The sequence below is a fragment of the Acetobacter sicerae genome, assembly GCF_011516765.1.
In the GTDB taxonomy this organism is placed as follows: Bacteria; Pseudomonadota; Alphaproteobacteria; order Acetobacterales; family Acetobacteraceae; genus Acetobacter; species Acetobacter sicerae.
The window spans coordinates 26598-53341 of sequence record NZ_JAAABN010000012.1 but is presented as its reverse complement, the minus strand read 5'-3'; the positions used below and the strand labels follow the sequence as shown (position 1 = coordinate 53341).

Here is a 26744-nt window from a genome sequence, read left to right as displayed (position 1 = left end):
CTTCGATGTCTCTCCGCAGGAAAACCCTGTCAGTCAGATGATTAATTCTGACCCTATGAAGAGGCTAACATCGTTGTTCTGACACCGTAACAAGGACTTTCAGAAGCGCTGCGTCCGTTTTTCTGAGGGTTATTTATCCAAGGATCAGAGAAACCGACATCAGGGATGAAGGAGACAGTCAGTAGCGCGTAGAAAACCACACACCCCTGTCAGACCGCCACTCCGTCCCCGCAAAAACGAAAAGGGGCAGTCCGTTAGACACGGTCCTGCCCCTGCGACGTCATCTTTCGGCTGGTAGAGCGTGCGATGCCCCCCTACCCTGCCGGAACGACCGTATGCTTCATTTCTTCTGCATGTAGGAACGCCAGCCACCGGTCGCGGTAATGTCCGTGCCACTGCGGGCGATGGCTTCGCTACAGAGAAAACCACAGACTTCCTTGCCGCTCGCAAGCGTGATGCGTCCAATGGACATCGGCTGCGGGACGGAAGCGACAAACCGCCCGAAACCTGCTGCATCCAGTTCATAAACTTCGACTTCCAGACCAGCGCCGATAAAGCCTCGTTCCCGCACAAGACCCGGCTTTGGCGGTGTCGCATCAGGCAGGGCAAAAAGCCTGTAGTCCGGTGCAGTCAGCGTCGTCTCCCGCAGAACCGCGTTCTCCTTTTCAAGCTGCCAGTGCAGTGGAAAGCCTTGTAGATGCGCCCCGACTACAGCCAGAAGCACGCGTCCGGAGGAGGATGAAGCAGCCTGCCCAGCAGGAGCCTCGGGCTTTTCGATGCGTGCAGCCCCGATGGCTTCACCCAGAGCCTCATGAAAACGTCCGGCCAGAGAAGCCAGATCCTCATCGGTGAAGGCCGGTGAGACGAACGTCACACCAAAGGGCAGGCCATCGGGCGCAAAACCGGCGGGAACAGCACAGGCCGCCATATCAAGCAGATTCACAAAGTTGGTGTAGCCGCCAAGAAGACTGTTGGCGGCGATGGGCTGCTCGATGACTTCCTGTTTCGTGACGATACGGGGAGCAGTCGGCAACAGCATGACGTCGAAATCATCCCACATGCGCTGTGCAATCTGCTGCAAGGCATGCTGACGGTAGATGCCGTCAAATACATCTGTGGCCGTATAGTTTGCTGCGCCATCAAGAATGGTCCCCACGGTCGGGTCCATATCCTTGCGATGGGAATGATAAAAGTCCTTTATGGCCGCCAGTCGTTCCACAACGAAAGGACCACTATAGAGCAGCGCGGCAGTTTCCTTCAGAGGCGCGAAATCCAGCTCGACAGGCGTGCCTCCAAGCTGCTCAAGGCGCTTTATGGCCTGAGCATAGAGAGCGGCATTGGCTTCGTTGCCATCAAAAAAGCGCTCGTCCTCCGGGAGAACCGCAAAACGGAACGTCGTCAGCGGCAGCGAACGCGGCGACAGGGTCCGCGAGAAAGGAGCCCGGGCGTCCGGAGCGCCAGCAACCTGCTCAACTTCCCAGGCATCGGCTGCTGATCCTGCAAAAACCGATATACAGTCGAGAGATTCACAGGCGGGAACAAGACCATAAGTGCTGAGGACGCCTCTCGACGGTTTGAGACCGACGATGTTATTGAACGCTGCCGGAACGCGGCCTGATCCCGCCGTATCCGTTCCGAGCGAAAACGACACAAGTCCAGCCGCCACGGCCACAGCAGAGCCGGAGCTTGAACCACCCGAGACATAGTCCGGATTGAACACGCAATGCGGTTGGCCATAGGGCGAGCGCATCCCGACAAGACCGGTCGCGAACTGATCAAGATTGGTCTTGCCAATAACAATCGCGCCGGCTGCCTCGAGCCGTTTGATCACTTCGGCGCTTTCCCGAGGCTCATAGGCAAAGGCCGGACAGGCCGCCGTCGTCGCCAAACCGGCGACATCGATATTATCCTTTACCGCAAAGGGAATGCCGTAAAGCGGCAGATCATCCGCGGGCAGTTTTTCCAGCTCCGCGGCGCGAGCCAGCAGCCGTTCCATTGGCACGCGACTGATCCACACTGCCGGATCTTTGGCGGCATAGGCTTCGACGCGTGCAGCGACTTCCCGCACGATGTCTGTGGGCGTCAGCGTTCCGGCGCGACAGGCGGAAAGCAGAGGCGTTATCTGCAACATGTTTGGCAGGGTCATGATTTTTTCCTGTTCGGTCAGCGTCGGATTATTCGTGAATATCAGTCTGTGCACACAACCATGATGCGTTCACCGCCACGCACTTCCCGTCCCTTGCGGCAGAGAATATCCGTGATGACGCCGGTTGCAGGCGAGACGATCTTCATTTCGGTCTTCATGGATTCAATGATGGCGACAGTGTCTCCCACCTTCACATGGTCGCCCACATTGACGGGAAGCTGCCACACACTGCCGGGTACCGGGCTGTCCACGCCCATGTGACCTTCAGGAAGCAGGGAGTCATCAGCCTGACTGTCGTTCGTTTCTTCCTCGAAGGTATCGAGACCTTTGGCGATCCACTCCTGCCGCTCGGCTTCAAAGGCTGCCTGCTGACGATTGCGGGCCGCTTCAATCTCGTCCTTGTTGGCCTCAAGAAAAGCGCGATACTCCCGCAGACTGAACTGCGTTTCCTCGATTTTCACGGAAAAACGGCCATACGGGAAAGCGGCGCGGGCCTCCATCAGTTCGTCGTGCGAGACGGGATAGAAACGGATCTGATCGAAAAACCTGAGAAGCCATGGCGTACCTTCGTGGAACACATCTGTTGTGCGCCACGTGTTCCAGACCTGTGTGGTGCGACCGAAAAGCTGGTAACCACCCGGTCCTTCCATCCCGTAGATGCACATATAGCTGCCGCCAATGCCCACCACGTTGTCCGGTGTCCATGTGCGGGCCGGATTGTATTTGGTTGTCACCAGCCGGTGGCGCGGGTCGATCGGGGTGGCGACCGGCGCGCCGAGATAGACATCCCCCAGCCCCATCACAAGGTACGAGGCATTAAAGATGATGTCCTTTACGGCATCAATCGAAGGCAGTCCGTTGATGCGCCGGATGAATTCGATGTTGGACGGGCACCATGGCGCGTTGGGGCGCACAAGTTCCTGATAACGCTGCATGGCCAGCCGGGCCTGTTCATCATCCCAGGAGACGGGGAGATACACGATGCGGCTTGGCACCACGATATCGTCGTCGCCAGACGGCAGCGCCTGCTCGATACCGTGCAGGATTTCCAGCAGGGAGGACAGGCTGATGACATCGGGATTGTAATGGACCTGCAGGGACCGGATACCCGGTGTGAGGTCGATGATGCCGTCCACAGCTTCGGTTTTCAGACGCTCCAGAACAAGCTGGGCACGCAGACGCAATGTCACGTCCAGTTCCGGTGGACCGAATTCCAGCAGCAGATAGCTGTCGCCCGCGCGACGATACACGACCGGAATCTCGCCTTCCGAACGGAACAGGATGGGACTGTCGCCCGTCACAGGGGCAGGCAGAAACGCCAGATTCAGCGGTTCAGGCTGCACGCGCCGGAAACGCACCTTGTCGCCCGGATGGAGCTGTCCCATTTTCCACAGCTCATCGCGTGTGAGCACGGCGGGGCAGACGAAACCGCCCAGACTTGGTCCATCAGGCCCCAGCAGGATCGGCATGTCGCCGGTAAAGTCGATGGCGCCAATGGCGTAGGCATTGTCGTGGATGTTGGAAGGATGCAGTCCCGCTTCACCGCCGTCCGTGCGCGCCCAGCGCGGCTTCGGTCCGATCAGGCGCACACCCGTGCGGGCGCTGTTGAAATGAACCTCGTATTCGCTGGAAAACAGCTCGTCGATGTCCTCATCACGGAAGAAATCCGGTGCGCCGTGGGGACCATACAGCACACCCAGTTCCCATGTCTGCGTCAGCGCCGGACGGTCTTCCAACGGGATGGAGGCGGTCTCTGCCGCATCAGCCAGAGGCGCAGCAAGCCTCAGAACGTCGCCAGTGCGCAGTTGTCCCGTCGCGTGACCACCGAACTGACCGAGCATGAACGTGGAGCGTGATCCGAGGTAAAGGGGCGCATCAATGCCGCCACGAATGGCGAGATACGTCCGATGACCCGCTCCCTTGATCTGGCCCAGAGACAGAACCTGTCCGGCTTTTACCTCGACCGGTTCCCAGTAAGGAACTTCTGAGCCGTCCAGTGTCGCTGGCATGAACGCCCCGGCAAGACCGATCGTGGCAGGCGCGTTGAAACGGAGAACCGGACCGGAGACCGTGAATTCCAGCGCCGCCACACCGTCGGCATTGCCGACAATGCGATTGGCGAGACGGAAACTGCGATCGTCCATCGGGCCATTGGGGGGCACACCCACATCCCAGTAACCGATCCGTCCCGGCCAGTCCTGCACCGTGGACTGAAGGCCCGGCGCAATCACTTCGATTGTCGTCGGCGTGTAGGCAAAGCTGTTGAGCAGGCCCGTAAAAACTTCTCCTGCCAGCACGGCTGGAGCGGCGGTGATGGCCCGCAGGTAATCGAGATTGCTTTCCAGACCACCGATGCGCGTAGCCGTCAGCGCTTCATTGAGGTTATGAAAGGCTTCTTCACGCGTGGCGCCCCGCGCGATGACCTTGGCCAGCATCGGGTCGTAATAGGGCGTCACCTCCGTACCGGTCTCGATCCAGCCATCCACGCGCACATTGGCCGGGAACTGAACTTCGGTCAGACGACCCGTCGAAGGACGGAAGTTTTCCGCAGGGTTCTCGGCATACACGCGGGCTTCCACGGCTGCGCCCTGTGGGATCAGGCTGTCCTGAGGTGGCAGGACCAGACTTCCATCCGCCTGACGCACCATCCATTCGACAAGGTCGATCCCGAACACTTCCTCGGTGACGCAGTGTTCGACCTGAAGGCGTGTATTCACCTCAAGGAAATAGAATTCGCCACTTTCGGTATCGTAGATGAACTCCACCGTACCCGCAGATTCATACGCAACCGCGGAGCACAGAGCGCGGGCGGCTTCACGCAGTCCCTTGCGTGTCGTCTCCGACAGGCCGGGAGCCGGTGTTTCTTCGATTACCTTCTGGTTGCGACGCTGGAGGGAACAGTCACGTTCGCCCAGCGTGAGAATGTTGCCTTTGCCGTCACCAAAGATCTGCACCTCGACATGGCGGGCGAAGGCAATGAATTTTTCAAGAAAGACGCGGGCGTCGCCAAAGTTGTTGCCGCCCATACGGGAGACCGCGGCGAAGCAGTCACGCAGTTCGGCTTCGTTGTGACAGACCTGCATGCCGATGCCGCCACCGCCAGCAGTACTCTTGAGCATGACCGGATAGCCGATGCGCTGGGCTTCGACTGCGGCCTCGTCAGCTGTGCTGAGAATATCGGAGCCTGGCAGAAGCGGCACATTGTTCTGCCGGGCCAGTTCACGCGCAGTGTGCTTGAGGCCGAACGCGCGCATATGCTCCGGACGCGGCCCCATGAAACGGATACCCCGTTCGGCCAGCTTTTCGGCAAACTCCGCACGCTCACTGAGAAAACCGTAACCGGGATGGACAGCCTGTGCGCCCGTGCTGGCGCAGGCGTCCAGAATGGCGTCCATGTTCAGATAACTGTCCGTCACCACAGACGGGCCAATCAGCACGGACTCATCGGCCTCCAGTACGGGAGGCGTAAAGCGATCGGCTTCCGAGCACACAGCCACGGAAGCGATATTCATGTGCCGGAGTGTACGGCTGACACGCCGGACGATTTCTCCACGATTGGCGATGAGAACCTTGCTGAACATGACAGGACTTCCGATGGATCAGATGGAGGCGGGATCACCGATGACCACGCGGATGGGCGTGGGTGTGAAGCCGTTGCAGGGATTGTTGACCTGCGGACAGTTCGACACCACGACGAGCGTGTCCATCTCGGCGCGCAGATCGACAAAACCGCCGGGCGCGGACAGGCCGTCATCAATCACCAGTTCGCCATTCTGCATGATGGGAACATTCATGAAGAAATTGACGTTATTGACGATGTCCCGCTTGCTCATGCCGTATTTTTCCACTTCCAGAAGGAAGTTTTCACGACACGCGTGCATGTATTTTGTTTCATGACCAAAGCGCACAGTATTGGATTCACAACTGCACGCTCCCGCCAGCGTGTCATGGCGTCCGCAGGTGTCTTCCACGACAGTCATGAGCACATTTCCCTCATTGGAAAACAGACGGCCACCCTTGCCGATATAGGCGGCTCCCTGATTCACAAGTGTATCCTGCGCACTGTAACGCTCGTGATAGGCATGGGCGTTGTAGAAAAGCGCATCTACTGCCTGCTGGCTTTCAAGATCGATGATGCGCAGGACCTGTCCCTTGCGGACCACGCCGGACCAGGGAACGCGGGCAGCCACGACCTGATCGAGAGTAATGGTCGAGAAGACCTTGCTGATGTCATATTCTGGCATGGATCGGACTCCCGGATCAGACAAAGAGAGGGTCGGTATTTTCGAAGCCACGACGGGCTTCTTCACAGAAAGTCCGGCACAGATCATCCGGTTTGATGGCGGGGGCCTGCCAGCGCACGGCCTCGATCGGTCCGGGCGCAAAGCTCTTTTCAGGAGCCAGAGGATGCGGACAGTTCGAGACCGCCACAAGAAGATTCATCTCCGCGCGCAGATCGACATGGTCACCGGCCCGGACATCGCCATCAATCCAGCGGAAGCTGCCGTCCGCCTGCGTGCTGATGTGAGAAAAGAAGGTGATGCAGGAAGTCACGTCGTGCTGCGCCATACCGTGCTTGCCTGCGATCAGACGCAGATTGTTGCGTGTATTGCGCAGACCCTCATTACCGAAATTCCGTGCATTGCTCTGCGGTGTGCTTCCCCCCACCAGCGTGTCGCTGAAACCACAGGAGTCACCGATGATGGAGGTCAGAACACGCCCCATGTCCGAAAATAGAACCCGGCCTGTTGTCAGGCAGGTCGTCCATTGCAGCTTGATGGTGTCACCAGCGTTGTAACGCTCACTGAGATCGTCCGCATTCCACAACCCGACGGAAACGCCATTATTGCCAGAGGTATTGATCAGACGCAGAGCCTGTCCACGCGGCAGGATTGTGCTCCAGTACCAACCACCCGGAATGGTTTCACGATGCAGCACACTGCTTTCGGTCATCTCGATTGGCGTAAAGGCAGGACGTGCGGCGCTTTCAGTGAGAAGGGCCTGATCGCGGAGCTGGTTATAGCGGGCGCGATACCACTCGGGTGTCTGTTGATCGATCTGCATGAAACGCTCCTTTTTATGGAGTAAGCTGGAAAACGCCGTTCAGCATGGCGTCATATCCAGCGAAGGGGGACGCCCCTTCTCATGAACGGGAGGAATGAGCGACGCGATAAGATGAAGCTTTCCGGAGATAACACCGGACTGCGTCATGAACTGGTCTGCAATTTCCTGAAGTTTTCTGACCTTCCCCTGCACGAGAAGCACTTCGAGCGTCTGACGACGCACGAGGTTGACGTGCAGGGAGCTGATGACTTCGGCAAGATTTTCGTATTGCAGTTCGGCAAGTTTCTGGGAAAGCCCGGTCGCCGCGTTGTTGTAGAAAAGAATGATGACCCCAGCCATCAGTTCATCCGCGCAGTCATTGCGCGAGGCCATCAGTTCCTGATGCAGGATGTTCTGAATGGCCTGCGAACGGCTGGCGTAGCCCTTCTCCGCCACCATGGCATCCAGCTCCTGCAGGATACCCGGCGGCAGCGAAATGCTCACACGACTGACCTGTTCCTTTGTTTCCCGTGTGCTCATTGCCTGCTTCCTACTCAGCCTTGTCCGTTACGAGGGTGAGGAGCGGAATGGTGAAATCATCCTCTCCTTCATCCGTTTCTTCAGTCGTATCACCAAAGGAACGGATGAGCCCCTCCAGATGGGCTTTGGTCGCAAGGAATTCGTCCGACATCATCTGTGCGGCACGACGCGGACGGGAAAGCGGCACCTCAATGACCTCTTCCACCCGACCCGGGCGAGGTTTGAGCACGAGGATGCGGTCAGCCAGATAAATGGCCTCGTCCAGATCATGCGTGATGAACACAATGGTGATATCGATCTTGCGCCAGATCTCCATCAGATAGTTCTGCATTTTCAGGCGGGTCTGAGCGTCCAGCGCGCTGAAGGATTCGTCCATCAGCAACACACGGGGGCGGGCTGCCAGCGCACGGGCAATGGCCACACGCTGCTGCATGCCGCCGGAAAGCTGATGTGGAAAGGATGTGGCGAACTGTTCCAGCCCCACAACCTGTAACCATTGCATGGCCTGCCGACGTGCTTCGGCCCGTTCGGCGCCACCCATTTCGATGCCGAACATGACGTTGCGGCAGACATCCAGCCAAGGAAACAGCGTATATTTCTGAAACACCATGCCACGGTCAGGACCGGGACCATTCACAGGTTTTCCATCCACAAGGATGCGACCTGTGGTCGTCTCCTCAAGTCCGGCAAGAATGCGGATCAGAGTCGATTTACCGCAGCCCGATGGGCCTACAACGCAGACAAACTCGCGTCGATGAACGCCGAATTCGATGTCTTCGAGCGCTACGGTCTGATGACGCTTCTGCGCGAAGACTTTTCCGACATGATCGATTTCCAGCACATACTCACGCTGTCTGATCTGCTCCATGCGTTCGGCCACATCTGCCGGAAGCGTGCGATAGTCGGGAAGCTGATGTTCAGTCATCCGTCGATCTCCCTTTTCCAGGCGAAGAACCGGCGTCCCAGCAGACCGAGAACCATGTCCGTTCCCAACCCTGCAATTCCGATGATGGCCATCGCTGCATAGACATTGTCGAAATGCTGGTATCGCGCCTGCTGCGTGATGAACCATGTGATACCGGAAGATGTGCCGATCAGTTCGGCCACGATCAGATATGTCCAGGCCCAGCCAAGAAGAATACGCTGATCGCGATAGAGATCCGGCAGAATGCCCGGAATCACCACCCGAAAGAGCAGCTTCAGCCCTTTCGCCCCAAGCGTACGGGAGGCTTCTATCAGCGCAAAATCCAGCTTGCGCGTGGTGTTGGCGATCACAAGAATCTGCTGAAACAACGTGCCGATAACAATGATGGCGATCTTTGGCGCGTCATAAATACCCAGAATGGCGACGGCGAGCGCGCCAAATGCAGGAGCAGGCAGATAACGGAAAAAATCCACCGAGGGCTCAACAAGTCGTGCCAGTCCCGGCAGGGAGCCGCACATCACACCCAGCGGCACGCCTATCAGGGAAGAGATGAGAAACCCCCAGAAAATGATCTGGATGCTGTGGCCGAAGGCCTGCGTGATCGAATGCTCAGCCCCCGTGGGAGCCGAAGACGTGAAGGCATGGACAAAAGCAGTCAGCACTTCGCCTGGAGACGGAAGATAGACCGGGTTCGCAGCAATCCCTTGCGGAACAGGCTCATTTTTTGACTGCATCTCGCTGACGGCACGACTGAAATCGGCGCGGTTCATCCGCATGCCTGATTCCAGATAATCCTCGCCACCCGGATCGGTAATGAGCACCTGCGGATGCCATACGAACGGCAGGTAACTTACGGCGCTCCATGCCAGCAGAGGCAACAGCACCGCCAGAACACCGAAAACCCCGCGCGATACTCCATCAGTCCGGCCGTATAGTCTCCACGAGGCGGCTAGGCCCTGCATGGCGGTCCCTCCTGCCTCTGCGTTATTTCACAGCCGCCACGAAAGACGGATCAATATAACTGTCCACGTTCTGCGGAGTCTTGTAGACGCTATAACGGACATTGAAGGAATCAGAGACGGATGAGGAGCCGTAGAGCGAGTCCAGCCCTTCTTTTTTCGTGAAGACAGCCTTGTCGTCAGCGACCGTCAGCAGATGCGTTCCCTTGAGAAAACGCTTGTAGGCATCGGGTGAAACACCAGTCCGCGTCGCCATGATACGCAATGCGTCCGGCTGTGTTTTCGGATCCTTGATGTAGGAGACGACATGATCCCAGATACCGACCAGCTTCTGCCACTGTTCCCGGTTGTCATGCAGGGACTGAGGGTCCACCACGATGGTGTCATAGATCAATCCCGGCGCTTCATGAGAGGTGAACACGGGACGTGCGCCCGGCACCATATGCAGCGCCTGTCCGGCATTGGGCTGCCACGCAGCGACAGCAGCCACTTCGCCAGAAGCAAGCACCTGCGGCGTTTCATTGGTCTTGGTGTTGACCAGCTTCACATCCTTCTCGCTCAGACCGGCTTTTTCCAGACCTGTGAGCAACAGAAGATGATCGACCAGCCCCTCCTCAACCGCGACGGACTTGCCCTTGAGGCCTTTCATGTCGGTGATGCCGGGCTGGGCCACGACCATATCATTGCCGTCGGAATAATCCGTGGCGAGGATCATTTCCCCTTTATGTCCATTCGCGCCCGTTACTAGCGCATCACCGTTCGTGGCCATGACGGCGTCGAGCTTGTGAGCTGAAAACGCATCAAGCGAGGCACTGTAATCGAACCACTGAAAGTCGGCATCGACACCTGCTTCCTTCAGCCAGCCCTTGTCGATGGCCACCTGCCAGGCGACCCAGCCGGGCCAGTCACTGTAGCCAATCTTCAGTGTCGCGGCGGAGGCGGAAGTAAGCGTCGCAGCGGCACAGACGCCGGCCAACAGGGTTTTCCGAAGAAACGGGAGCAGGTGCATGGTCAGCCTCCAGTAATACGAATCCACAAAATCGTATTACTCATTCTCTGACGGAACCCCGTTAGTTGCAACCTAAAAATGTTCCTGAAACGCAACTACATCCTCATACGCACACTAAGCGACTGATTTTATGCCGCTTATTTCGGAAAAATTTTCTCACAAAATTGGATACTGAACGGATCGGGACGCCATAATCCCCCACGAAACAGGCTGACTGGCCCTTTCGAAGGAGAAGGCGGTCATTGCGAAAGCCGATCTGACGACGTGTTGCTAAAGCGCCTGCGTCCTCGGTTTCCGGTCAATAAAAACCCGAAAAGCACGAAAACAATGGCATATTTACTGCCTTCGGCACATGAGCATGTGGAGGCTTATAACCACTATAAATTCAGAATTATCTTTTTATTTTCAAGTGAATTCCAAATCCTCTGATACCCTTCCGGCGATCCCATTCACTCTTCACGACAAGCCCGTCGCGGTTTCAGTCCGTGCTTTTCCAACTGTTCCAGTTGGGACCGGAATATGAAATCACACAGTCGCTTTCATTTCTGGAAATCGGCAGCCTGCCAGTCCGGCACGTTCCAGATGACAGGCAATGCTGAACAGTTTCTCTTCACATCCCGGAGCCGCCACAAGCTGGAGTCCAAGCGGCAGTCCCTCGGACACCAGCACGGGCACAGTCAGAACAGGCACACCAGGCAGACTGAGAGGCTGGGTAAACAGACCAAGGTTGGCACGTGCCGAGACCTCTTTTCCTTCCACGATGACGGTGGGTTCATCCAGCCTCGGCGCTTCTCCCATCACGGCCGGTGCAATCAGCACGTCAGCTTCGTTGCGGAATACGGCATGAATCTGGTCGCGGAACCAGCTACGAAAGCGTTGCGCCCTGAGATAAGTGTCCGCGGGAAGCATGGCCCCTGCCAGCAGACGGTCCCGTGTGGCGGGATCATACGCATCGGCCTGTTCTTTCAGGCGTGGGAGATGAAGATTGCCGCCTTCCGCAGCCGTAATCAGGAAGGAACTGGCGCGGGCGGTAGCGACTTCCGGCAGGGAAATCCCTCGCGTCACTCCCAGTGCGGCACAGATACTTTCAAGCGCCCGGGCCATTGGTTCCGACAGATTGTCGGCAAACCAGCCCTCCAAACGAGCAATGCGCAGCGTTTCCCATGAGTCTGCGCCAGACGGTTCCGGAATACTGTCGTACCCATCCATAATATAAAAACTTGCGGCAAGATCAGAAACATTTCTGGCGAAAGGACCAACGACATCCAGACTGGCCGCGAAGGGATAGGCTCCCTCTCTGGGAAGACGTCCGAACGTGGGTTTCAGCCCCCATACTCCGCACAGAGATGCGGGAATACGGATCGACCCATTGGTGTCCGATCCCAGAGAATGCGGAAGAAACCCGGCGGCTACGGCAGCCGCCGACCCGCCGGAAGACCCTCCCGCCATGCGCGACGTATCATGCGGGTTGAGTGTCGTGCCGTAATGGGCATTCTGTGTCGCAAACCCGTAGGCAAACTCGTCCATGTTCAGTGTTGCGACAGGAATGGCTCCCGCTTGCCGCAGTCGCTGCACGACCGCAGCATCCTGTTTCGCAGGAGGATTATTGCGAAGAACAACCGACCCCGCCGTGGTCACATGACCTGCGATATCGAACAGGTCTTTCACGCCAAAAGGCACGCCCGCCAGCGGAGGAAGCGTCTTTCCCTGCTTTCGGAGAGCGTCGACAGCGTCAGCCTGTCGACAGGCTTCATCGGAAAACAGATGCGTAACACTATGAATAGCCCGATCCTTGGTGGAAAGGGTTTCCAGCGTAGCCTCAATCACACTGCGGGCCGTCTGCTCTCCTGCACGAATGGCAGCAGCGAGCTCAAGTGCGCCGGGAGGGGTGGGAATATCTCTCATGGCACATACTCGAAAGCCGGTTCACACTCATCGGAAAAAACATGATGATTCAGCAGATCGGCATACTGGCTGAGCAGGTCCGTGTTGGTTACCACGCCGGGCAGACAGCAAGCGGAAAGATCAAGACCGATGGCAGCGGCGCGGGCCTGAACAAGCAGTGTCGTGTCAGGATGGGATTCTTTCATCGCGGAACCTCTCTGTTCAACACTCTGCAACGATATTTTGTAAAAAGATCAGCGCCACGCTGCACGCGCAGCATCAATGGCGGCACCTCGTGAACAGTCAAAGCCCTCGGAGGACAGCGCTGCTTCCAGTGCTCCCAATGTGGTCAGCACGTTCGGCTTGCACGCATTGTATCCCATGGTGCCGATCCGCCAGATGCGACCGGCCAACGGACCAAAAGCCGTGCCGATCTCGATGCCGAAATCTTCTCGCATAACGGAACGAATGGCCTCACCGTTCACACTTTCAGGAATCCATACGCCCGTCACATTGGCCATGCGGTGTGCGTCATCACCGAAGATGGACAACCCCATGGCGCGCAGCCCTGCAATCAGCGCCCCGCTGGCGCTTCTGTGACGAGCGAAACGGGCTTCCAGTCCTTCCTCCAGCACGATCCGCGCCGCTTCCCGCGCACCGTAAAGCATGGTGGTGGCTTCCGTATGGTGGTTGAGGCGTTTCTCCGACCAGTAATCCATGATCATGGCGAGATCAAAATAGTTCGAAGGGATCCGTGAACGTCCGCCATTCGTCTGATCCGTTCCACGAATACCGGCCTCGACATGACGGCGGCTCATGATGAACTCCGCCGCCCGGTCGGAAATCGTGATGGGTGCAGAACCCGGCGGCCCACCCATGCACTTCTGCAATCCGCCTGACACAACGTCGATTTCCCACTGATCCACACAGACAGGCACGCCGCCAAGCGTCGCTGTAGCATCGACATAGGACAGGACATCATATTTCCGGCAGAGAGCACCAACCCCTTCCAGCGGTTGCGCCATGGTGGTGGACGTATCGCCGTGAATACAGGCGAACACCTGCGGACGATGCGCCTTCAGGGCTTCTTCAATCTGATCAGGAGTGGCGACTTCTCCCCACGGCAGATCAAGCGTGCGGATGTCAGCGCCAAGACGTTCTGCAATTTCCGAAAGAAGCAGCCCGAAACGACCGGCGCGCACGATAAGAACCCGGCTTCCCGGTTCCACCAGTGAGACCATGGCGGCTTCAATACCAGCCCGCGCTGTGCCATCCACGAGAAAGGTCCAGTGGTTCCGCGTCATGAAAACCTGCCGGTATAGCGACATGGTTTCGTTCATATACCCGGTCATTTCTGGATCGAACTGCCCCAGCATATCGGCTGACATGGCGCGCAGCACACGGGGGTGAACATTGATTGGCCCAGGTCCCATGAGAAGGCGATGCGGCGGATCGATCTGTCGGAAAAGGCTGGAAGTCACGCGGACATCTCCTTGAGGGGAATACAGGACTGGCGAAAGAAATGATCGATCAAACTGTTTATGGAGGGAGACACCGTTTCGACATCACAGTCGGACAGAGTTTCCACGGCGTCATGTCAGTGTCGTTCCCCGGCTTTTGCATAGTCATCGGTCACAATATGAGCGGAGGAAAGACTGGCGCGCACAGGTCATCGTCCATATTGAAAAGTCCGGCACCTCATTTTTATGAATATTAGAAAATCTTGTGATAAAAGAAAAAACTATGAAAATTTTATTTGTCCTTTTCGTCGAATAAGGTGGATTTTCTGACTGACCACAGGATGGTTCAAGGTCACTTTAAGTAGTCACGTGCGTTCTCACAAAAGTAAAAAAGACAATTATTCGTTGCTTTTTTGCGCACACGTTCCGCTCTATAAAAAGCAACGAAAGAGTGTTTTTTTACTTCTTTTAGAGAACGAGACTCCCTGTATGTATCGATACCGCAACAGGTTTGGTGTGGAGACGTAACAGGTGCACATGGTGCTCACAGCAAGGTTTGTCAGTAATGGTCCCCAGATGGTGTGCATCCATACATGATGCGTCGTGCCCTGATGAGCGACTATGTCGTCCGCTCCTGTATTCTCGCCATGTCCGGGTGGGCGCTGTCAGAGATTGGAAACGGTGCTGATATCGTCTCTCATGCCCATGCGGCAGCCATCGTCAGATCGGGTGCCGGTGGAAAGCAGAGCACGCGCCCGATGATCGACGATGCAGATTCTCCCAGTTCCCTCCAGACAAGCGAAGAGGTCGAACAGCCTTCCTCTCCCGATGAAGAGAACAAGGAAGTGAGGGAACAGCACGAGGATCATAAGGAACAGCGCAACCACGCCCGTTCCTTTACCGACATGTTCATTCAGGGCTATTTTTCAGGCTATTTTCGAACGCTGTATTATTCGTCACGCAACGCATTTTACGCTGCGGGCGTCAATCAGGACACCGTCAGCTATGGCGGCAAGATAGGTTACAACACCCTGCCCTGGCATGGTTTCTCGGCTGGTGTCAGCGCCTTCTTCCAGCGCGGCATTGCTCATTCGCGTAACCCTGAAAAGGTGAATTCCTACCTTGCGCCCGATCTGACGACGATCGGTGAAGCCTATCTCCAGTACGAGGGATACGGCCTGAAGGTTGTCGGCGGCAATCAGGCGCTCGATGTGCCGTTTGCCTCCTCCTATGACTGGCGTATGGCGCCGCAGCTTTATCAGGGCATTTCAGCCCGCTACGGCGATGCGGACAATTTCATTCATGTCTTCAAGATGTTCCGATATAAGTCCTACACCTATAACTCCTTCAAGAATCATACGAATTACAATTCCGATTTTGACGCCTATTCCAGCATCGGCAATGCACCGAGCGGCGGGTTCTGGGGGGCTGGTGTCGGACATCGCTGGGAGATAAATCCGGTCGCCATCTCTGCGCAGGGCTGGTACCAGACCTATCAGGACTACGCAAAGTTTGGTTATGTCGAGGGGCAGGTGATCCGCTCTCAGGGTGAATTCAAGCCGTTTCTTGCCCTGCAGGGATTTCGTCAGGTGGGCGATGGCCGTCGGCTTCTCGGACATGTCAACGTATTGGGCGGCGGCGCACAGATTGGTCTCAAAAGGCGCTCCCTGACCATCAGTCTCGGCTTCGACCGGATGGACCCACATGCCGGCTCTTTCCGGAATGGCGTTCTGGTGACGCCCTACGCCCATAACGTCGCCTCCGGTCCGCTGTTCGCACAGCCACTCCTGACCAGTGCTCAGGATCTGGGTGGCGGCAACGCCTATGCGCTCAACATTACCGGCGCACCTGCGAAACACTGGTTTGTGGCAGGCCGTTATTCCTATATGGATCTGCGAGAACAGCGGGGCACACCGAAAATCGATCAATCGGAATATCTGTTCCTCGCAGCTTACAGTTTTGGTGGCGCGCTCAAGGGACTGAGCATCTCCGAGCTTGCCGCCCTTCAGGTTTCACCAGCACGGGACAAAAAATATTTCGAGAACCGTCTGACGCTGCAATATGAGTTTGGCGGTCCTGAAAACTGATGGAATGACATATGCAGTTCAATAACGACAGGACGGTTCAGGAAATCGCAGACTACGCCGATCGCTACGAGAAGGCTCTCGCTGACAATGACGTTGCGGCGCTGGACAGTTTCTTCTGGGAAGGACCGGAAGCCGTCCGTTACGGTGTTGGAGAAAACCTTTACGGCGGCGAAGAGATTGCGGCATTCCGCCGTGCACGGCAGGGTGGCTCGCCCCCGCGGACAGTTCTGCGCCGTCATATCACCTGCATGGGTGACGACATCGCTGTCGTCAGTCTGGAATTCAGGCGCGTGGGAGGCCAGCGAACTGGCCGACAGATGCAGACATGGGTTCGGGTGGACGGACAATGGAAAATAATCGCGGCCCATGTGTCCCTTATGGAGCAGCAGTCAGAAACCGTGGGACCGGTTCTGTCATAGACTCCGCATAAAGAACGTTTCTATCTCCGCCATGATCAGACGGGCGGCTACGGAAAGCTGTCTTGAGCGATCCACGCAGAGAGCAAGGCTGAGAGGAAGAAGCTTCTTGTGACTGATTTTCACAAAAGAAAGCTGTCCACGGGAAATTTCGTCATAAGCATCGAGATAGCTCAGGATACCGATCCCTACCCCTTCCTGCACAAGGGACTTGATCATCTGGATGTTGTCCGCGCGTGCGACAGCCGCAATCTTGATCCCCGTTTCCGCTTCCAGAAGACCGATCGGACGCCATAACGCCAGTGGCGGCGTCGGAATAATGGTCGGATATTCCGTCGCCAGACTGAATGGGCCTTCCTTCATATTGGCGATGGGATGCGAGGGCAGACACAGGAAACCAAGCGGCACATCCTTGTGCACACGGACGGTCAGTTCCCGCATATGGTTCGGGTTGAACATCAGGGCGAAGTCGGCATGGCCCTTGACCAGAAGCTCACCCATGTTCTGGCTTTTCCTGATATGCAGGCTCACCACAATACCCGGATGGCTCTGTCTCAGACGACCAAGAAGCTGCGGCAGAAAGCCCTTTGTCAGCGCATCGGGAATCAGCACATCCACCGCGCCCTGTCTCAGTCCCTTGAGACCATCGATCTGCGTCCTGACGGTATTCATGTCCCGTGACCAGCGATTGCAGGCCGTCAGCAGCAACTCGCCCGCCGCAGTCAGGCGCAGGCCGGTCGGGAGCCGTTCGAAGAGAAGCGTATCAAGCGTCCGTTCACCCTGAAGAATCTGACGGTCGATGGCGGATGCCGCGATGTGCAGTTCATCGGATGCTTTCCGTATGGAGCCGTGCTGGGCGACACTCATGAAATACCGAAGAAAACGGGAGAAAACTGGCATCCTGGCTTGCTCTCATTTTGCGAACACATCATGCTGAATTAAAACATATACAAGAACGCTTCGGTTGTGAAACATTAACTTCAGAGTTGCAGGCGCTACCGGGAATGTCCGCAAAGAGCTTCTCTGATGGCACAATGAGGATTGATAAGCCCAAATGGAACAGCTTGACGAACAGGTTAAGGCAGACCTGCAGAAAATTGAGTATGCAACAGGCAACTGGAGCATTGCGCGAGAGAAGGATGGCCAGAAGGTTCTGGATGTCGCCATTATCGGTGGTGGTCAGGGTGGTATCGCGACATGCTTTGCGCTCAAACGGCGCGGTATTTCCAACAGCTGCATTTTTGACGCCGCTCCACGCGGTGGAGAAGGCCCGTGGATCACCTTTGCGCGGATGCTCACGCTTCGGACACCCAAATATGTGACGGGGCCTGATCTGGGGATTCCCAGTCTGACGCCGCAATCATGGTATGAAGCGAAATATGGCGCGCAGGCATGGAAAGATCTGAACAAGATTTCCCGTCATGACTGGCAGGCCTATCTCGACTGGCTGCGCAATGTGCTGGAATTGCCTGTCCGGAACGAACATCGCCTGGTGAACATGGAATGGCAGGATGGGCTGCTGCGTCTGTCTTTTGAATGTGCCGGCGGAGAGCAGAAAAACGTCTGGGCCCGCAAGATGGTCCTGGCGACCGGTATCGATGGCGGTGGCCGATGGTATGTGCCTCCCTTCATTTCCGATGTTCTGCCATCCTCCTGTTATGCCCATACATCGCAACAGATCGATTTTGAAAAACTGCGGGGCAAGAGAATTGGCGTTCTGGGAGCTGGCGCTTCTGCTTTCGACAATGCAGCAACAGCACTGGAAATGGGCGCAGCCAGTGTCGATCTCTGCCTGAGACGCAAGGAAATTCCTTCAGTCAACCCCTATCGCTGGATGGAAAATGCCGGTTTCCTAAGCTTTTTCTCGGAACTGCCCGACCTCACGCGCTGGCGTTTCATGCGTCGGATCTATGATCTCAACCAGCCGCCTCCGCAGGACACCTTCTGGCGGTGCCGTCGCCATGAGAATTTCACGTTTCATACTGGCGCACCGTGGACTTCGGTGAGCCGGGATGGGGATGACATCGTTGTCGCGACGCCCAAAGGTGAAATGCGGTTTGATTTCCTGATTGTCGGAACCGGTTTTACCATTGATATGGCCCTGCGTCCTGAACTGGCAGGTATCGCCAGTCACGTCGCGCTCTGGAAAGAACGTTTTACCGCGCCGGAAGATGAACCGAGCGCCGTTCTTGGGGATTATCCTTATCTGGGAAAGAAGTTTGAATTTCTTCCCAAGGATGAGAACGATCCCCTCGCTCCAATGCTATCCGCCATCCATAATTTCACCTTTTCCGCCACACCCAGCATGGGACTGTCCGGCGCATCGGTGAGCGCCATGCGTTTTGGCGTCGAGAAACTCTCTTTTGCCATTGGTCGGGATCTCTTCGTTGAAGATGGAGATCTGCATCTGAAAAGTCTGCTGGCCTATCAGGTGGATGAACTGGTCAGCCTGGAGCCGCCTCCTGAGTGAATGGCAGTCCAAAACTGCCCATTCCAGATGAGGCTGGATTTTCAAGGGACAATATACTGTGGAAACATCAGAAAAAATCAGCAAGGACGTTCATCCGGTCGATGAAGTCCTTCCTTTTTGGCAGCTTGGATTTTACGGCCTCCAGCATGTTCTGACATTCTACGCATCAGCCGTCATCGTACCGATCCTGCTTGCAAGTGCGCTAGGGTTGTCGCGTGACGTGCTGGAGCATCTTATCGAAGCTGATCTGTTCACCTGCGGTATAGCGTCCCTGCTGCAATGTGTCGGCTTTGGCCCGATCGGGGTCAGGATGCCTCTTTTGCAGGGCGTCACTTTTGTTGCTGTAGCGCCAATGATTACAATCGGCCTGTCTGCGGGAGACGGGGTGGATGGGCTGCGTCAGATATTCGGCGCCGTCATTGCTGCCGGTCTGTTTTCCTTTTTCGCAGCGCCGCATTTCGCAAAACTTGTGCGTTTCTTCCCGCCCGTTGTCACCGGTTCGATTATTCTTGTTATCGGAATCGCACTTCTGCCTGTAGCCGCCAACGATATTGTCAATGGCCACGGCACATCCGTCATGCAGAACCCCGTGAATATGCGGAATGTGGCTTACGGATTGGGCACACTACTTGTCATCCTGTTCATGCAGCGCTTTTTTACCGGTTTCTGGCGGGCAATCAGCGTGTTGCTGGGATTGATCAGTGGTACGGCCCTCGCATGGTGTCTTGGTGACGCGCATTTTGACACGGTCACTGCAGCGCCGGCCCTTACCATGGTGACACCGCTTTATTTCGGCATTCCTTCTTTCCACATTATGCCTGTTCTCTCGATGATCGTCGTCATGATGATCGCCATGCTGGAAACGGTAGGTGATGTGTATGCGGCTGGAAAAATTGTAAACAAGCCAGTTGGACCAAAAGAAATTACACAGGCTATCCGTGCAGATGGCGCGGCCACCATCCTTGGCGGACTTTTCAATTCCTTTCCCTACACCTGCTTTGCCCAGAATGTCGGTCTGGTTCGTCTGACCGGCATCCGTAGCCGGTGGGTTGTCGCAGCGGCTGCCGTGATCATGATGGTGCTTGGCTGCGTGCCAAAACTGGCCGCCATGATGGCGTGCGTGCCATTGCCGGTCATGGGCGGAGCCGCTCTCGCCATGTTCGGCGCCGTTGCCGTTGTCGGGATTCAGACGCTTTCACAGGTCAATTTCGAACATCAGGGCAATACAGTGGTGGTCGGGACCAGTCTCGGACTTGGAATGCTGCTTGTATCCCAGCCGCATATTACGGACCATTTTCCAGCCTGGATGAAAATCATCTTTGGAAGCGGGATCACACTCGGTGCTACAGCAGCGATTGTCCTGAATTTCATCTTCAACCGTCAAGATCCTCCGCCCATTTCAGTGGAGGGCGAAGTCTGGAATGTGGGTGTGCAGATTTCAAAAGACCCGGACATGCTGGAATTGCACGGAGCCAATTCATCCGCCGGATAATTCGTCCCCAGACAATCAGAGACAGCACTCACGGCTCCACGCGCGGCCAGCAGCATTCCACATCTCTGCCACAGCAGGACGCCTGTTATCCCCCCGTTATGGTCCCGTCTCTCCAACGCGGTTCGTCTGCCTCTCTCCAGTCCAGCTTTTCTTCTGAATGCCCACACATCCGAAGAAAGAAAACCGGCCTCCTGAAAATAAAAAGAACAGGAGCATAAGACATTCAATCTATTGCCTTCCTCCTGCATGACAGACCGGAAAATTCCCGTGTCGCCGCTCCGCGTCAGAAAAGAAGCCTCCAAAATGTTTTGACAACGTATCATTACGCATGACATCATAATCCAGACGCATCAGCTCTTAACGTATCCATCAACGACGGTGGATAAAGTGGGCGATGACAGAGCCAGCGATGACACCCGGATGACCAATGAGGGTCTCTGTGCCTGATAGTGGCGCATCTGCCTCTTGCAAGCAGATGCTGGACGTTATGACGTGGACAAAGGATTCCTCAAGGCTGGAAACCCGCGCACCCTTCTTGCGGCGTTCCTCTACTTCGACGTGTCATTCATGGTCTGGGTTCTGCTTGGACCGCTGGGGATTTCCATCTCCCATGACCTGCATCTCAACGCCGGCCAGAAAGGACTGCTGGTAGCCACACCGGTTCTGGCGGGCGCCCTGCTGCGTGTGCTGGCCGGTGCGCTGGTTGACGTGTTCGGACCACGCCGTGTCGCCATCGGCGCACAGGTTTTCGTGATTGCCGGACTGTTCCTCACATGGCTGATTGCGCCGCACAGTTATGCCGCCCTCTTCGGCGTGGCGCTGGTGCTGGGCGTAGCTGGCGCTTCCTTTGCCGTCGCACTGCCCCTCGCCTCCGCATGGTATCCGCCGCAATATCAGGGCACAGCGCTCGGCATCGCTGGAGCCGGAAATTCGGGAACGGCCCTCGCTTCTCTCTTCGCTCCAGGTCTCGCGGCGCTTTATGGCTGGGTGAACGTGCTGGGGCTGGCCACTCTACCCCTGCTCGGCGTGCTGATCGCCTTCCTCTTTCTGGCCAGCGAACCACCCAATCGCCGTGCAGCCGGAGGTTTCAAAACCTGGCTCCCCGTTCTGCGTAGCGGCGACTGCTGGGCCCTGATGTTCTTTTACGGCGTGACCTTTGGCGGTTTCGTCGGACTGGCCTCGTTCCTCACCATCTATTTCAACGACCAGTACGGCCTGTCTCCCGCTGTCGCCGGAACCTGCACAGCCTTTGTGGTGTTCGTCGGTTCTTTCGTGCGGCCTCTCGGGGGCGCAATCGCTGATCGCATCGGCGGCGAGCGCACCCTGACCATCCTTTATGGACTGGCTGCCGCCATTTTCGCAGTCATCGGGTTCGGACTGCCCACCATCTGGCTCGCCTTCCCCGCGTTCTTTCTGGGAATGCTGGTGCTCGGCCTCGGGAACGGCGCGGTGTTCCAGCTTGTGCCAAACCGCTTTCCGGCTCAGGTCGGTATTCTTACCGGTCTGGTCGGCATGAGTGGCGGTGTTGGCGGGTTTTACCTTGCGTCATCGCTCGGCGCCGCCCGACAGGCGACCGGCTCTTACGGTCCCGGCTTTCTGGGGTTCGCGATCATCGCGCTGCTGGGGCTGGCCTGCGTCAGCCTCTGCCGCAGACGCTGGAAAGCCGAACGGAACGTGTTTCCTGCCGCCGCCAACGCCTCGGCGTCTCTGTAACCGTCCTCTCCTTCCATCAGCAGGAACGCGCACAGTGACTCCTCGCATGCCTCTTTCCCGTCCGTTTCGCTTCAGTGCAGGACCGGCCGCCCTGCTCGCCGGTCTTTGCATGGCGCAGACCGCATGGGCCGACACTCCCTCCACCACTCAGGTTCTTTCTTCTTCCCAGCAGGGGAAAGCGTCATCATCTCCCAGGAAACTCCCTCCGCACAGTCCTGACTGGGGCGTCTTCAACGCTGGCAAGGGTGCTGCCGCCGGTTTCGGAACGGTAGGCGGTTTCGGTCAGGCCCGCTGGGCGGAAGACTGGAGCGATATCGTCAATACACCACCTGAAAAACGGAAGAGCGACTGGTTCAATCGACTGAAACACATCAGTCTGACTGACAAGGGCGATATCTGGCTCTCCATCAATGGAGAGGAACGGCTGCGCTATATTTTCGAAAACCAGCCGATGATGGGAACTGCGGGCAAGACCAATGCCAGCCGCGTGCTGCTGCGCAACATGTATGGCGCAGACCTGCATATTGGCGAACATGTACGGGCCTACGCCGAATTCCTGTGGGGTGTGGCGGGAGGCTCCAACTATTACGGTTATCAGGCGGGCACACAGCGTGAACGCCTTGATCTCCAGCAGGGCATTCTTGAAGTAAAGGGAAACCTGCTCGGCGCCAAGATGGGTGTGATGGGTGGGCGGCAGGTCTTTCTTGATGCTCCCGTTTCCATGCAGTCCGCCCGCGATCTGACCAACGTTCAGCAGACATGGGACGGTTTTCGCGGCTATGCAGTCTGGAAATCGTTCCGGCTGGACATCTTTGATTTCATGCAGACGAACAAATTGCCCCGTAACGTCTTTGCCGACGGCACGAACTACAACGCCCGGATGTACGGAATCTACACATCCACGGCGCTTCCCACCTTTTCCGTCATGAACCAGAAAAGCCAGCTTTTCGCTGATGTGTTCTTCATCGGTTATCTCTTCAATGGCGCACCCGCCGCCATCCCGACCATGACCGGCACACAGGCCGGTTCGACCCGCCGCGACAATGCTGGGGCACGGTTCTGGGGCAATGTCGGCCCCTTCGACATCAGTCTGACCGGTGTGTTTCAGGGGGGTGAATTCCGCCCCGCCGCCAATCAGGGCGCAACCCGCCCCGTCCGGGCCTACGCCGTCAACGGCTCGTTCGGCTGGACGGCAAAAAGCCTGAAGGCGAAACCATCCATCGCCCTTCAGGCAGATCTGTTCTCCGGCGGTTCCTATCACAGCAAGGACGGCGCGGTCGGCACATTCGCCACCCCCTATTTCCCGCTGCCTTACTATAACGATGTGACACTCGCCCTCACCTCCCAGAATCTGATCGGGGTTGGACCTGTCGTCACCGCTGCCCCCTTTGCGAACCTGCATCTGAAACTGCACGTACCGGTCTTCTGGCGTGAGAGCACGCAGGATGCCGTCTATGGCACCGGGAAAATTTATAGCTACCGCAACAATCTTTCAGGCGGCTTCCTCGGCGTCACACCACAGACGCAGGTAGCATGGAACTTTGCGCCTCACTGGACATGGACCCATGACATCGCCGGGTTCCTCGCCTCGCAGGGAATGCATCACGCAGGCGCCAGGGACGGAGCTTTCTACATGCAGACCATGGAATTCAAGTTCTGAGCCCAGCACAGAGACATTGTTCGACAGGAGACACGACCATGACCAAGGCAGGCAACATCATCATCATCGGCAACGGCATGGTTGGTCACTACTGCGCCGAACAGCTCGTGATGCACGGGCTGCACGAAACCCACACAATCCACATTTTCGGCGATGAACTGCATGACGCCTATGACCGCGTGCACCTCACCGAGTATATGAGCGGCAGGGACGCACTGGCGCTGCGGCTCCATGTCGAAGATTTTCACGCGGCGCATGAGCTTACCCTGCATCGTGGCGTGCGGATCACAGGCATCGACCGTGCGGCGCAGACCGTGGAAAGCGCTGAAGGATCTCTGCCCTACGACACCCTGATCCTCGCCACCGGCTCTACACCTTTCGTACCGCCGGTTCCCGGCAACACTGGCACGGCGGGACTGGTCTATCGCACGCTGGATGACCTCGACATGATCCGCGCCGCCGCTGAAGATGCGACACATGGCGTGGTCATCGGCGGTGGCCTTCTGGGACTGGAAGCGGCAAACGCCCTTGCTGGCCTTGGTCTTTCAACAGCCGTGGTCGAATTCGCGCCCCGTCTCATGCCGGTGCAACTCGATGAAGAGGGTGGAGCAGCGCTGAAACAGCGTATCCAGGCGCTCGGGATTGAGGTTCTGACTGCGCACGCCACGCAGGAAATTGTGGCTGGTGAAACCCACAGGCACCGTCTCGTCTTTGCTGATGGCACTTCGCTGGAAACCGATCTGGTGGTGTTTTCAGCGGGTATCCGCCCACAGGACCGATTGGCCCGTGACTGCGGTCTGGCCGTCGGCGCACGTGGGGGCGTCGTCATTGACGATACTTGCCGCACCTCCGATCCTGATATTTTCGCCATCGGGGAATGTGCCTGCTGGAATGGACAGGTATTCGGCCTCGTCGCGCCGGGCTACACCATGGCCCGCACAGTCGCCTCCTCGCTGGCGGGTGAAGAAGCGGCCTTCTCCGGCGCAGATATGTCCACCAAGCTCAAGCTGCTGGGTGTGGATGTCGGCTCCATCGGCGACGCACATGGCGCAACACCGGGCAGTCGCAGCTATCGCTTCATCGGGGAAGTGGACGGCTCCTATCGTCGTCTCGTTCTTTCGGAAGACAGCAGTCAGGTGCTCGGTGCCGTACTGGTGGGCGACAATGCCTATTACGACACGATCCTTCAGTATGTGCAGAACAGCATCAGGCCGCCCGCAGACCCTGCGGCGCTGATCCTTCCGCGTGGTGAAGGCGCGGAACTGCTCGGAGCCGACGCCCTGCCGGATACGGCCATGATCTGCTCATGCCACAATGTCACCAAAGGCGCGATCTGCACCACCATTGATGACGGCTGCGCAGATTTTTCTTCCCTGAAACAGTGCACCAAGGCCAGCACGGGCTGCGGCGGTTGCGCAGGTCTTCTCAAAAGCGTGTTCGAGACCGAACTGGAAGCGCGCGGCATCGCCGTAGACCGCAGCCTGTGTGAGCATTTCTCCTACACACGACAGGAACTTTACTCTCTGGTCCGTGTTCACGGCATCCAGACATTTGAAGATCTCATGGCGCAGTATGGCAATGGTGGAATCGGCTGCGATATCTGCAAACCTGCCGTCGGTTCCATTCTGGCTTCCGCATGGAACAAGCCCATTACGGACCCGCTCTACATTCCGCTTCAGGACACGAACGACACGTTCATGGCCAACATGCAGAAGAACGGCACTTACTCCGTCGTTCCCCGCATCGCAGGTGGCGAGATCACACCTGAAAAGCTGATCGTTCTTGGGCAGGTCGCAAAGAAATACGATCTCTACACCAAGATCACAGGCGGACAGCGCATCGACCTTTTCGGTGCGCGACTTGAGCAGTTGCCCGATATCTGGCTCGAACTGCTCGACGCCGGCTTCGAGACCGGACACGCTTACGGAAAATCAACCCGCACCGTGAAATCCTGTGTCGGCAGCACATGGTGTCGCTACGGCGTGCAGGACAGCGTTCGCAAGGCGCTGGATCTGGAAAACCGCTACAAGGGCCTGCGTTCTCCTCACAAGCTCAAATTCGCCGTTTCCGGTTGCACCCGCGAATGCGCGGAAGCGCAGAGCAAGGATGTGGGTGTGATCGCCACGGAAAACGGCTGGAACCTGTATGTCTGCGGTAATGGCGGCATGCGTCCCCGCCATGCGGAACTGTTCGCCACAGATCTGGATGCAGATACGCTTCTGAAATACATCGACCGTTTCCTGATGTTCTATATCCGCACGGCAGACAAACTCCAGCGCACTTCCGTCTGGCGGGAGAACCTCGAAGGCGGGCTGGATTACCTCAAGGACGTCATCATCAACGACAGTCTCGGCATCTGTGCGGAGCTGGAAAGCCAGATGCAACTGGTCGTTGACCGCTATCATTGCGAATGGCGTGACACCCTGACAGATCGTGAAAAACTCAAGAGATTCCGTACATTCGTCAATGACAGCCGTCCCGATCCGAATATTCGCACAGTGCCGGAACGCGACCAGATCCGCCCGGCTGACAATCTGCCGGAAACCGTTTCCCCGGCGGGGCCGTCTCACTGGACAGCACTGTGCGACAAGGGCGATCTCGTGGAAAACTCGGGCGTCGTCGCCTGGCATGACGGAAGTCAGATTGCACTGTTCTATCTGCCCGCTACGGAAAACACTGCTGCCCACGTCTATGCCATCGACAATCATGATCCATTCTCCAGAGCCAATGTCATCGGCCGCGGCATCATGGGGGATCTGAAGGGACAGCTTGTGGTGGCTTCTCCACTCTACAAGCAGCATTTCCGTCTGGAAGATGGGCAATGTCTGGAAGACCCCACCGTCCGGCTGCGGACATGGGACGTCCGGATGGAAAATGGAAAGATCGAGATCAGAGCAAAGGCCGGGACGAACGCGCTGGATCTCGTGACGGCCTGATCCG

At 57.1% G+C, this 26744-nt stretch carries 19 protein-coding genes; 7 read left to right on the top strand and 12 right to left on the bottom strand.

Going from position 1 to position 26744, the window contains the following annotated elements; all coding sequences use genetic code 11:
* Positions 1-340: 340 nt before the first annotated feature.
* The 11 genes from atzF to GVI59_RS13130 all read right to left on the bottom strand — a co-directional run bounded on the left by atzF (position 341) and on the right by GVI59_RS13130 (position 13939).
* A complete protein-coding gene (gene atzF / locus GVI59_RS13180; protein ID WP_173574675.1) occupies positions 341-2146 on the bottom strand; it encodes an allophanate hydrolase in 1806 nt (601 codons plus the stop codon).
* A 41-nt stretch (positions 2147-2187) separates the two neighbouring features.
* Positions 2188-5727: an urea carboxylase gene (gene uca / locus GVI59_RS13175; RefSeq protein WP_173574674.1), complete on the bottom strand. Its 3540-nt coding sequence runs from the start codon at positions 5725-5727 to the stop codon at positions 2188-2190.
* An 18-nt stretch (positions 5728-5745) separates the two neighbouring features.
* Positions 5746-6390 (bottom strand): urea amidolyase associated protein UAAP2, encoded by a 645-nt coding sequence (locus GVI59_RS13170; RefSeq protein ID WP_173574673.1) that lies wholly within the window; start codon positions 6388-6390, stop codon positions 5746-5748.
* A 16-nt stretch (positions 6391-6406) separates the two neighbouring features.
* Positions 6407-7210 carry an urea amidolyase associated protein UAAP1 gene (locus GVI59_RS13165; protein WP_173574672.1) on the bottom strand — a complete coding sequence of 268 codons (804 nt, stop codon included), beginning with the start codon at positions 7208-7210 and terminating at the stop codon, positions 6407-6409.
* A 39-nt stretch (positions 7211-7249) separates the two neighbouring features.
* The gene (nikR, locus tag GVI59_RS13160) at positions 7250-7729 is read right to left on the bottom strand and encodes a nickel-responsive transcriptional regulator NikR (protein WP_173574671.1); all 480 of its coding nucleotides are present in this window, start codon (positions 7727-7729) and stop codon (positions 7250-7252) included.
* A gap of 10 nt (positions 7730-7739) precedes the next feature.
* On the bottom strand, positions 7740-8654 hold the full coding sequence (locus tag GVI59_RS13155) for an ABC transporter ATP-binding protein (RefSeq protein ID WP_173574670.1): 915 nt from the start codon (positions 8652-8654) through the stop codon (positions 7740-7742).
* On the bottom strand, positions 8651-9616 hold the full coding sequence (locus tag GVI59_RS13150) for an ABC transporter permease (protein ID WP_173574669.1): 966 nt from the start codon (positions 9614-9616) through the stop codon (positions 8651-8653). The genes GVI59_RS13155 and GVI59_RS13150 overlap by 4 nt, the downstream gene beginning before the upstream one ends.
* A 22-nt stretch (positions 9617-9638) precedes the next feature.
* Positions 9639-10622, bottom strand: coding sequence for an ABC transporter substrate-binding protein (locus tag GVI59_RS13145; protein ID WP_173574668.1), 984 nt, complete (start codon positions 10620-10622; stop codon positions 9639-9641).
* 525 nt (positions 10623-11147) lie between these two features.
* On the bottom strand, positions 11148-12527 hold the full coding sequence (locus GVI59_RS13140) for an AtzE family amidohydrolase (protein ID WP_173574667.1): 1380 nt from the start codon (positions 12525-12527) through the stop codon (positions 11148-11150).
* Positions 12524-12712 carry a DUF4089 domain-containing protein gene (locus GVI59_RS13135; RefSeq protein WP_173574666.1) on the bottom strand — a complete coding sequence of 63 codons (189 nt, stop codon included), beginning with the start codon at positions 12710-12712 and terminating at the stop codon, positions 12524-12526. Before GVI59_RS13135 ends, GVI59_RS13140 begins: the two co-directional genes overlap by 4 nt.
* A 48-nt stretch (positions 12713-12760) precedes the next feature.
* A complete protein-coding gene (locus GVI59_RS13130; protein WP_242013105.1) occupies positions 12761-13939 on the bottom strand; it encodes a pyridoxal-phosphate-dependent aminotransferase family protein in 1179 nt (392 codons plus the stop codon).
* A 620-nt stretch (positions 13940-14559) separates the two neighbouring features.
* Between GVI59_RS13130 and GVI59_RS13125 the strand changes: the two genes are divergently transcribed.
* Together GVI59_RS13125 and hpxZ are read left to right on the top strand one after the other, a co-directional pair.
* Positions 14560-16053: an OprD family outer membrane porin gene (locus GVI59_RS13125; protein ID WP_242013097.1), complete on the top strand. Its 1494-nt coding sequence runs from the start codon at positions 14560-14562 to the stop codon at positions 16051-16053.
* A gap of 11 nt (positions 16054-16064) precedes the next feature.
* A complete protein-coding gene (gene hpxZ / locus GVI59_RS13120) occupies positions 16065-16472 on the top strand; it encodes an oxalurate catabolism protein HpxZ (RefSeq protein ID WP_173574664.1) in 408 nt (135 codons plus the stop codon).
* Here the strand turns inward: hpxZ and GVI59_RS13115 are convergent.
* Complete coding sequence (locus GVI59_RS13115) at positions 16467-17369, bottom strand: LysR family transcriptional regulator (RefSeq protein ID WP_173574663.1); 903 nt, start codon at positions 17367-17369, stop codon at positions 16467-16469. The two genes, hpxZ and GVI59_RS13115, sit on opposite strands and share 6 nt — an antisense overlap.
* Positions 17370-17523: 154 nt before the next feature.
* On the opposite strand from GVI59_RS13115, the gene GVI59_RS13110 reads away from it, so the two are divergent.
* From GVI59_RS13110 to nirB, 5 genes are all read left to right on the top strand, one after another.
* Positions 17524-18939, top strand: coding sequence for a flavin-containing monooxygenase (locus GVI59_RS13110; protein ID WP_173574662.1), 1416 nt, complete (start codon positions 17524-17526; stop codon positions 18937-18939).
* Positions 18940-18997: 58 nt separating this feature from the next.
* Positions 18998-20431 carry a solute carrier family 23 protein gene (locus GVI59_RS13105; protein ID WP_173574661.1) on the top strand — a complete coding sequence of 478 codons (1434 nt, stop codon included), beginning with the start codon at positions 18998-19000 and terminating at the stop codon, positions 20429-20431.
* Positions 20432-20923: 492 nt separating this feature from the next.
* Positions 20924-22144, top strand: a complete 1221-nt coding sequence (locus GVI59_RS13100; RefSeq protein ID WP_173574660.1) for an MFS transporter — start codon at positions 20924-20926, stop codon at positions 22142-22144.
* Between the two features lie 34 nt (positions 22145-22178).
* Positions 22179-23804, top strand: a complete 1626-nt coding sequence (locus tag GVI59_RS13095) for an alginate export family protein (protein ID WP_408736623.1) — start codon at positions 22179-22181, stop codon at positions 23802-23804.
* A 38-nt stretch (positions 23805-23842) separates the two neighbouring features.
* Entirely contained in the window at positions 23843-26740 is a 2898-nt protein-coding gene (nirB, locus tag GVI59_RS13090; protein WP_173574659.1) for a nitrite reductase large subunit NirB, read from the top strand.
* Positions 26741-26744: the final 4 nt, after the last annotated feature.

Bases quoted from the DNA above. Each gene is read 5' to 3' on its own strand.
- nirB (WP_173574659.1), top strand. From the start codon at position 23,843: ATGACCAAGGCAGGCAACATCATCATCATCGGCAACGGCATGGTTGGT.
- GVI59_RS13130 (WP_242013105.1), bottom strand. From the start codon at position 13,939: ATGGGACCTGGGCCAATCAATGTTCACCCCCGTGTGCTGCGCGCCATG.
- GVI59_RS13165 (WP_173574672.1), bottom strand. From the start codon at position 7,210: ATGCAGATCGATCAACAGACACCCGAGTGGTATCGCGCCCGCTATAAC.
- nikR (WP_173574671.1), bottom strand. From the start codon at position 7,729: ATGAGCACACGGGAAACAAAGGAACAGGTCAGTCGTGTGAGCATTTCG.
- uca (WP_173574674.1), bottom strand. From the start codon at position 5,727: ATGTTCAGCAAGGTTCTCATCGCCAATCGTGGAGAAATCGTCCGGCGT.
- GVI59_RS13155 (WP_173574670.1), bottom strand. From the start codon at position 8,654: ATGACTGAACATCAGCTTCCCGACTATCGCACGCTTCCGGCAGATGTG.
- GVI59_RS13115 (WP_173574663.1), bottom strand. From the start codon at position 17,369: ATGCCAGTTTTCTCCCGTTTTCTTCGGTATTTCATGAGTGTCGCCCAG.
- GVI59_RS13150 (WP_173574669.1), bottom strand. From the start codon at position 9,616: ATGCAGGGCCTAGCCGCCTCGTGGAGACTATACGGCCGGACTGATGGA.
- GVI59_RS13125 (WP_242013097.1), top strand. From the start codon at position 14,560: ATGATGCGTCGTGCCCTGATGAGCGACTATGTCGTCCGCTCCTGTATT.
- GVI59_RS13145 (WP_173574668.1), bottom strand. From the start codon at position 10,622: ATGCACCTGCTCCCGTTTCTTCGGAAAACCCTGTTGGCCGGCGTCTGT.
- atzF (WP_173574675.1), bottom strand. From the start codon at position 2,146: ATGACCCTGCCAAACATGTTGCAGATAACGCCTCTGCTTTCCGCCTGT.
- hpxZ (WP_173574664.1), top strand. From the start codon at position 16,065: ATGCAGTTCAATAACGACAGGACGGTTCAGGAAATCGCAGACTACGCC.
- GVI59_RS13135 (WP_173574666.1), bottom strand. From the start codon at position 12,712: ATGAAAGAATCCCATCCTGACACGACACTGCTTGTTCAGGCCCGCGCC.
- GVI59_RS13110 (WP_173574662.1), top strand. From the start codon at position 17,524: ATGGAACAGCTTGACGAACAGGTTAAGGCAGACCTGCAGAAAATTGAG.
- GVI59_RS13170 (WP_173574673.1), bottom strand. From the start codon at position 6,390: ATGCCAGAATATGACATCAGCAAGGTCTTCTCGACCATTACTCTCGAT.
- GVI59_RS13140 (WP_173574667.1), bottom strand. From the start codon at position 12,527: ATGAGAGATATTCCCACCCCTCCCGGCGCACTTGAGCTCGCTGCTGCC.